This is a genomic window from Paenibacillus ottowii (genome assembly GCF_050516475.1).
Classification (GTDB): Bacteria; Bacillota; Bacilli; order Paenibacillales; family Paenibacillaceae; genus Paenibacillus; species Paenibacillus ottowii.
The window spans coordinates 2,488,775-2,496,749 of the sequence record NZ_CP191577.1; the positions used below are offsets into that span (position 1 = coordinate 2,488,775).

Sequence of the window (7,975 nt, forward strand, 5' to 3'; positions counted from 1 at the left end):
CGATGGGAAAGATTAGCGATGACTATACGTTGTTGCCTCCTACTCAGGACGCTCCCACTGATTTAGCTGGGCTGATAAGCCGAGGCGGCAAGGCAGATGTTACCGGGGATGTCGTAGTTGGCGGAGTTACTGAAGTCTCCGGGCTAACCGAAGTGGCCGGTGAAGCCACGGCCCCTGCCTCAATCACAGTCACCTTGGCCAATGCCTTCAACTCTGTCCCTTCCACTTTGCCCTTCAATTCAAACGAACCTGGAGCAGCATATTGTGCAGGGTCTATATCCTCCCATTCCACAGCCACCCATTTGGTGGAGCCTTCTCCATACGTAGCTTCCACTACGCTTGGCAGTTCAGGCTTTTCACCCACATGAGTTGTTACATTTACTTCTTTTAATGCAGTGATGTTCTCAGTTGCCGCCAGACTCTGTGCTGTACCAGAGGCCAGACCTGCCACCTCGTTTGCATTCAAAGCACGGCTGTAGATCCGGAACTCATCCACCAGACCATTGAAATATGGATCAGGATACTGGGACTTACCGATAAAATTATTTTTCGTCTGTCCCAGACTGGTTGGATTCAAGGTCAGGTTGGTATTGCGTCCCACTTCTTTCCCATCCACGTACAAAATACCTGTGGAGCCCGAAAGAGTGACCACAACATGCTTCCATACGCCTGTCGGCAGTACAGGAGCATCAATCGTCTGTTCCTGCCCTTGCCCGTTACCCTGATTCGTAATGGCAAATAGCATCCGGTTCCCGGCTTTAGGAGTCAGGAACATATATTCATTGGTCCCGGAGCCGAAGTCAAAAATCCGTACATAATCGCTTAGGCTGTTCGCTTTGACCCAGCCGGATACGGTTAATTGCTGTGCCCGGCTGACAATCCCCGCCGGAAGCTGCACATAGCTGTCCTTGCCGTTCAGGCTGACAGCATTGCCTCTTTTCCCCGCAGCCCATGCCGCAGTTCCCTTAACGGTAGCATCATTGCCGCTTTCCGATGAATCCGCAGCAATAGCACCGCTGGTTTCGTCGAACTTGTAAACTGCAAGCTGTTCAGGTAACGGTGCCGCTGGTTCAGCTATCACAGTTACTTTAGCCTCTCCTGATAACTGGGAGTCGCTGGCTGTCAGCTTGAATATATACGTTCCTGGCTCCGAAACGTCCACCTTCGAGCGTAGTGATGTTTTGCTGCTGAATGTAACCTTCGCATTCTGTGGTCCTTCAACCAAACTCCACTCGCTGGTCACCTTTCCTTGCGGAAGTCCATCATCTGTAGCTGTACCTTTCAGAATAATCTGATCAGGCAGCTTCACCTTGGAATCCTTGCCTGCATCAACGACAGGTGCTTTGTTGGGATCAGGTGTGGTGGGTGTCAGCTCTACCGTATAGGAGGATGCTGTACCCATTTCCAACTTAAGCTTATTGGTTGGTGCATACGCATTAAACTTGCCTTGTGATTGACCACCCACTTTAACCAGGTACGTTCCTTTCTTTAAGCCATCAAATGTAACGTACGTAGAATGAGCTTGGCCCGGCGTTTGATTTTTCAATTGGAGCCATACATAATCCTTGGATGTTGCCAGCTTGGCTTCTGTATACTGGTCCTTTTCCAGCTCGATATACAGCTTTTCCGTAATCAGGTTGACTCGTTTGAACAAACCGTCCAGCGGCTTGATCGTATACACGTTGCCGCTTTTACTCACCTCTGCACCGTAGCCCGTCAATCCAAAAATCGGATCAACCGCGATATCCGCGCTTAAGGTTTTAAGTGCACCGAACAATCCGAGGTCAGCCTCACCGCTCATGCCGCGCCAGCCGTTAAAGAGCGGAATATTTTTACCGCCGCCAGTGCCGTTTGTTCCGTTATTTCCTTTTTCCGCTTGGTACGTCCATGCGACTGCCCCGATGTTCTCAGGGTCCGAGCTGATTTGTCCGGAATTAATTGCTCCGACATTGGCAATTTTTGCAGCATAGGACAGCCGTTGTTGCTCCTCGCGATGATTGTCCTCATGATGACGGATCCAGTCATCCATCGCATACCCTGCAAGTGAAGTCGTGTACTGGAAGTTAAACCAGTTCTCCCCGGTAATCGTCACCGGATCGGTATAGTAGTACCATACAGGCATATGACCGCGTGACGCACGAGTTTTGGCATTGATTTTACCCATCATCTCCAGGGCTTTACTTTGTTCGCCCTCTGTATCTATATTCTGTTTGGCTAACGTATATACAGCCTCTTCCCCAGTATTGTCGTAGCTATATTCAGAACCGTAAGGATACTTTGTATTTTTAAAATTGTTATATTTGCGGTCCATTTTTTCCTTGAGATCATTCGCTTCATCATCGTAGCCTTCATCATGAAGGGCTTGAATAATATCCGGCGTGGTCAGCTCGCCCATTAAACCTGTTTCCCAGTTGTACGCAACCGGCCCTTCGTACAATGCTTTGAAAATGTTATAAGCCCGCAGCAAATAGGTTTCCTTCGGATGCTTGTAAGTGACTAAATCCGGGTATTCCTTGGCAATCTTATACATGCTGAAATACGTGTTGTATACATGCGGGTATGCATATCCCCGATAGGTCGGTGTATCATTCGGCTCCGGCATCAGGAAATCATGAATTAAATAATCCTCATGATGTCCATTCATCAGATTCGTCCAAATTGCCGTCTCCAAATAATCGTCTACAGCCCGCACCTCTTTGGCGACTGGAGAGAGTGTGTTTTTCTCAGCCAGGAACTGTCCGTGGGTCAGACCCCAATCGTCTCCCCAGCCCCAATAGCCATTGAAAATGTTGCGTTTGGATTTGGTATGCATCATCCAATCGTCAAATACCTTATCACGCAGATCACCTGGCATGTTCCACTGGGTTTTGTCTACCATAAAAGTAGCGTGCCGTTGCAGCGCCTGATCAATCGGCTCAATGGCATAGAATTGTAAAACCGTTTTGTTGCCATTACCGTATTCTACCGTTATGAAGTTCGGGCCCAGCTTAGTAAATTTGAGCTCATAAATCTGATGTCCTCCAGCCTTGCTATCCGTCTGCGGAATAACGGTTCCGTCTGGATAGGTCACTTTGTTAATTGTTTGCTTGGTACGCAGATCCATCTTCGCCTTTTGATTCGTAGGCACTATCATGCCCGGTACGACTGTAGTATCCACCAAGTTTTCTTGATACAACGTATCTTTTACATCATGCTCGTCCTTTACCGCCAGGAACTTGAAGCCATAGTTTTTGCTTTGTCCGGGATTCAGGATCAGACTTGTGTTGGGCAGATACCCCCGGTTAGTGGACTTGATGACATTGGAATGAATATAAAATACATTCAGTCCCTCCAACCATTTGCCTTCGTTGGCCGGGTTCCAGGCCCACTTGCTGCCCGGATGTTCTTCATCCCGCCAATGGTCTTGATACTCAAAACCAGCACCTGTTGTGGAATCAGGGATCAATAGCAGGGAAGAACCAATGCCGCTGGGGCGCCCAGCTGTAATATAGGAACTGTTATTGCCGACAAAGGAATGCGTCACGACTCTCGTTTCGTAAATCGCATCACCATAAGTCCACTGCTCATTAAAAGGTAGGGGCAATCCAAAATCGCCAATCTCCAATTTTTTGCCGCTGGTATTCTGTACCTGTATATTCCACAACACTGAACCATTCGACTCCGCCGAATAGGTTTCAATAACTTTAAAATTGCGTATACCTTCTGCGTTACTTGAGTTTTCGTACGTGACCGTAACGCGGTTGCCGCTGGTCGTGATCTTACGCGCGTCTGCCGACTTATTCGTCCATGCCTTCGTCCAGCTACCTCCATCTAGTCGGTACGTGAACATCAGCTCTCCTAGCCACTGATGATCAGCCGTGTTCTGCTCAGGTGTCACCGTTGCGTTCATGACATATTCAGTCGGAAAAGCATCTCCTTTGATACGAATAGACGAAATTTCCCCATGCTCTCCTGTCTGAATCGTCAGCTTGTCATTAGATAGTTCATGTGCTTCTGCTGTATGCGTCCCAAACAACACAGACGCTGTGGTTAAAAACAAAAACGCCGCCAATATTCCCTTAAATTTCATCAACACGGCCTCCTTTTCGATCTCGGGGTCCTGATTTGTTTGTCAATCACCTGAAGTCTCTTCATTTCGCCGTAACCTCCTTGGAAATGTAAGCGCTACAACTCTATTGTACAAAGCCTTGTCCATTGGTAAAATCAACATTTTCAACCGATTTATATAGGATTTCAACCTAATCGTGGGATGAATCATTCATACCAACAGACACCATGTTTTGGATTAATGAATGGACAAATCGGAAATAATTCACTCATACCGTCTGTAGGAGGGAACAACTTCATGAATTCGAATGATAATCCACCAGAGCAAAACGCTTATTTGAAAGAGCTGAATGCATTATTTATCCCATTGGATGGAATGGACAATCTGGACCGCATGGTTAAGGCCATCGGAGATGCAGATATTGTGCTGCTCGGTGAGGCAAGCCATGGGACTTCTGATTTCTACCGAGTTCGGGCCGAGCTTTCGAAGAAGCTAATTACAAGCAAGGGTTTTAACATTATCGGTGTTGAAGGAGACTGGCCCTCTGCTTATCGGGTGAACCGGTATGTTAAAGGGATGAAGGGGGCCGATTCCTCGGCAGCCGATGCACTGGGTGATTTTACCCGCTGGCCGACGTGGATGTGGGCGAATACGGACATTCGTGATTTCGCGGAGTAGCTCAAGGAGTACAATGAGGCGAATCACGGCGGCGGCAGTGCCCGTCCGAAGGTTGGATTTTATGGCATTGATATGTACTCGTTATGGGAATCGATGGAAGCGATTATCGGTTATTTGGAGGAGACCCATTCTCCCCAACTGAAACAGGCCCGCAGGACATACGCCTGTTTCGATCCATATAGCAGGGACCATCAGTCTTATGGCATTGCGGCAGGACTGCTCTCGGAGAGCTGTGAGAAAGAAGTGGTTGAACTGCTACAGCAGATGCAGAGCCGGCGCATGGCGTATCCGGGTAGTGAAGAAGAGCTGAATGCGGAGGTGAACATGCTCGTCACTTCCAGCTCGGAGGCCTACTATCGTACGATGGTTCGGGGCGGCCCACAGTCCTGGAATATACGGGACAAACATATGGTTGAATCCCTGAAGCGAATCATGTCCTATTACGGAGCCTCGGCAAAAGCCATTGTCTGGGAGCATAATACGCATATCGGTGATGCACGGGCAACGGATATGATGGCGGATGGCATGGTTAATGTGGGTCAGCTGCTGCGGGAGGATCCAGAGCATCGGGTGTTTGCCATTGGCTTCGGGACCTATCAGGGCGAGGTACTGGCTGGAAGAGCTTGGGGATCTCCGGTTGAGCAGATGACCGTCCCGCCCGGACAGCCGGGAAGCTGGGAGGATTACATGCACCAGGCGGGAGGCGGCCGAAATGGCATGATAATGCTCTCCGATGCATCTTCCATACTGAATACAACCATTGGCCACCGTGCCATCGGTGTGGTATACGAGCCTGCTCATGAGCGGTTCGGCAATTACGTGCCTTCCAGCATGGCGGATCGTTATAATGCGTTTGTTCATCTCGATCGGACCACCGCCCTTCAGCCACTGCCTATCCTTCAGCCGGTTGCAACGGATGCTTTATTTTCAGAATAACAGCTCGCAAAAAACGTCTGTGGGATGCTGGATGGCTGGGTAACGTTCACCATTAGGCTTCGGATAAGAAGTATGAAACTGGCTCCAATACAAAAAGTGGCAGGCTCGAACTTTTATTTTTATCAGTCTGAGCCTGCTGCTGTTCTATTGAACTAAACGTTCCGTTAGTTTTTATACATTTATCAAAAAAGGGATGTCGCCCATCACAGATATCTGGAGAAGCACCCCCTATCTCCTGTCTTTCCGTCTGATGTATATGGCGGCCGGACGGATGTGCGTGTTCCTTGCTCATTCCACAATTTCCGGCCCTGTTGGCCTTGGGAAGTGATTGCTACAACGCAATACATTTATGTCGTAGGCCTCTATTGATATTGGCATCTGCATCGAATACCGCATAGATTATACCTTTTAAGAAGAATGAAACCAAAAATATGGAGTTCAAAGCTTGTTTCAACAAAAGTCATACATGAAAAAAGGGGGGGAAATTGTTATCACTGGATATTAATGACACAAAGTTGTGAAATAATGAGTAAAAGGCATTGTTATTAGAAGTTTTAAAGAACACTTTTGATTTGAATTATACATCATTTCCCCATATTTCAAGGCGTTTTCGTTTACTTCGATTCATAATTTTATGACTATATCTCTCAGCATTTCTATTAATACTTTTTTCTGATGTGCCTTAGTTACAAAACCTTCCGCAATTACTTCATCTCTAATTTTTTGCAGATCGGTAAATAAAACCACCATAGTAAAGAATAAATACGACTAAAAAAACAATAAGATAACAATAAGAATCAACGTTCCCAAGTTACTGTTTGAAATAATACTATTTCAAATTAACGGAATCAATTGGTGCTACATATTCATTTTTTCCTGCGCCTATACCCGTGATAAAGATGATAACAGAAGTTAAAACTAACATCAGTAGGGAAGTATTCCAATTATGTGTCACATCATGCAACCATCCAAATAAGACAGGGCCGACAGCAGACAAAAGATAACCTAGTGATTGAGCCATACCGGATAATTCTGCTGCCTCATTCGTATCTTGAGTACGTAAACTAAAAAACATCATAGCTAAACTAAAGGCAAATCCCACTCCAATTCCAACCATAATAATCCATATTAGAATAAGGATCGTGCTTCCGTGTAAGATACCGAATACCCCTCCAATAAGCAAGACGACTGAAATTAGTACTAATGAATGCTGCTTCTTTAAACGTCCAGCTAAAATAGAGACAATAAACGTAGTAGGAAGCATAGCAAATTGCATTAAAGACAACATCCAGCCAGCTTCATGAGTGTTCAGCCCTTTTTGTTCAAGAATTTCAGGAAGCCACGTTATCATGGTATAAAAGATTAAAGATTGAAAACCCATAAATAACGTGACATTCCATGCTAGTCTAGAACGCCATAAGTTAATAGATTTGACTTTCTTTTCAGTTTGTACAAATCTAATAGATTTATGTTGATTTTGTATTTGTGGTAACCAAAAGAAAAGTGTAAAAAGAGATAAGATTCCCCAGCATCCGAGACCTCCTGACCATCCTAACCCTGATAATGAGGAAATGGGGATACTTATACCGGATCCAATAGCTCCACATAAATTCATAGAGACTATATAAATCCCTGTTATCATTCCTACATTTTGTGCAAAGTTATGTTTAATGAGACTGGGGAGTAATACATTACCAATGGCAATACATGAACCAATTAAAATTGTTCCTATAAATAAGGTTATTACACTACCAAAAGAACGTATTCCAAATCCAATAGTTAATAAGATTAAAGAAATAAATAGGATAAACTCTGTACTAAAACGTTGAGCTAACTTAGGGGCAAAAGGGGATAAGAATGCAAAAGTAAGTAAAGGTACTGTAGTTATTGTCCCTGCTAGTATATTAGATATGCCTAAACTGTCACGTATAGAATTTATTAGTGGACCCACTGATGTTAGTGGGGCTCTGAGATTGGCTCCCATTAGGATGATACCTATAATAAGTGATCCTATTCTAGGCTTTACATCCGGTTTCGGTTGTTCTAGTCGATTTGTTTTTTGCGAAATGCCCATGATCGCTATAGATCCTCCGTATTTAATACTAAAGCTTTTCTAAATTAGGTAATCAATTCATTTATTGTTTGGATTACCACACTTCTATATTGTTCCACAATAGTAACCGTAAAGCAGAGAATATAATAAAATGTTGTTTTCTACTTAACGGTTACTTTTAAACATTTTAATTAAATTAAGCGAATTTTTGGATTTCTCCCGTTAGTTAATAGGAGAACGACAAGCCCCTACTTTTATAC

The 7,975-nt window shown here is 45.1% G+C and carries 2 protein-coding genes and 1 pseudogene; 1 reads left to right on the forward strand and 2 read right to left on the reverse strand.

The genetic code is table 11. The features are described 5' to 3' along the window. Positions 1-43 precede the first annotated feature (43 nt). Complete coding sequence (locus ACQQ6X_RS11840; protein WP_305165480.1) at positions 44-4,069, reverse strand: DUF5695 domain-containing protein; 4,026 nt, start codon at positions 4,067-4,069, stop codon at positions 44-46. 276 nt (positions 4,070-4,345) lie between these two features. Between ACQQ6X_RS11840 and ACQQ6X_RS11845 the strand changes: the two are divergent. Beyond that, positions 4,346-5,662, forward strand: a pseudogene (locus ACQQ6X_RS11845) (erythromycin esterase family protein). Positions 5,663-6,491: 829 nt separating this feature from the next. Here the strand turns inward: ACQQ6X_RS11845 and ACQQ6X_RS11850 are convergent. Next, on the reverse strand, positions 6,492-7,736 hold the full coding sequence (locus ACQQ6X_RS11850) for a CynX/NimT family MFS transporter (protein ID WP_305165481.1): 1,245 nt from the start codon (positions 7,734-7,736) through the stop codon (positions 6,492-6,494). Positions 7,737-7,975 lie beyond the last annotated feature (239 nt).